Origin of the sequence: Mesorhizobium sp. M7A.F.Ca.CA.002.09.1.1 (assembly GCF_003998555.1) — a bacterium.
Taxonomy (GTDB): domain Bacteria; phylum Pseudomonadota; class Alphaproteobacteria; order Rhizobiales; family Rhizobiaceae; genus Mesorhizobium; species Mesorhizobium ciceri.
This window is the reverse complement of record NZ_RZRR01001351.1, coordinates 1-957: the sequence shown is the minus strand read 5'-3', so window position 1 is coordinate 957 and position 957 is coordinate 1. Positions and strand designations below refer to the sequence as shown.

1 protein-coding gene is annotated in these 957 nt (G+C 64.4%); it reads right to left on the bottom strand.

Going from position 1 to position 957, the window contains the following annotated elements; all coding sequences use genetic code 11:
* Positions 1-951: MFS transporter (locus EN994_RS33145; protein ID WP_281060229.1), on the bottom strand; the 951-nt coding region annotated here is incomplete at its 3' end.
* Positions 952-957 lie beyond the last annotated feature (6 nt).

The following is a 957-nucleotide window of genomic DNA, read 5'->3' as shown; positions in this document are numbered from 1 at the left end:
CACCACGATCATGCCGGCGAACGCCAGGCTGGCAGCGACGGGACTGGCATAGGTCGAAACGATGCCGATGCCGATGACGGGCAAGGCGTTGCCGACAAAGCAGCAGATGAAGAAGCTGGACACCACTTCGGCGCGACGATCCTTGGGCGCGATCTCGTTCACCACTTGCAGGCCGCCACGGTAACCAAGCGCCGCCGCAACGCCGCAACAGGCCGTCGCAGCAACCATCAGTGCCATCGAGGCCAATATCTGCGCCGCCACCACCAACAAGACGCTTGGGATCATCAATGCCAGCGCAGCCAGCATCGCCTTATTGCTCTTCATGTGCATCAGAACGACAATGCTGATCGCGGTGACGATCGCCAGCTCGAAGAACAGCGCGCCGGCGACGGCATGGTTGGTCTCATGCAGCTGCTGCGCCAGGATGCTCGGCGCCAACGCGGCGTAGAACCCGACCAGCGCCATCGCGCCGAAGCCGGTCACCGCCGGCGCGACGAAGCGCGCACGGATTTCCTCCGGGACGGAAAGTCGCGGCCGCCAGGAGATCCCCCCGAGGCCGCCCGGCTTCGACACCGTTTCGCGAGTGCGCCAGACCAGGATCGTCACCACCACAAGTGCTGCCAGATAGACGATGAAGATCAGCCGCAACGGCCATGGCTCGTATTCAGCCAGAAATCCCGAAATCAGTGCGCCGAGGCCGAGGCCGAGGAAATTGGTGCTGGTGGCAATCACACTGGCGCGCGACTTGTCCGCGCCGGGAAGAAGCTCGGCAATCCACGCGGTTCCGGTCCCCGCGCCGACGCCGATGCCAAGCCCGCTCAGGATGCGGGCGACGTCGAGCGAGACGACGTTTACGGCAAACAGGAAGACAAGCGCACTGACGATGGCGACGAGCATGGCCGCCAGGCTCGCGGGCCGGCGTCCGACAATATCGGAGACGCTGCCCAACATCAGAAG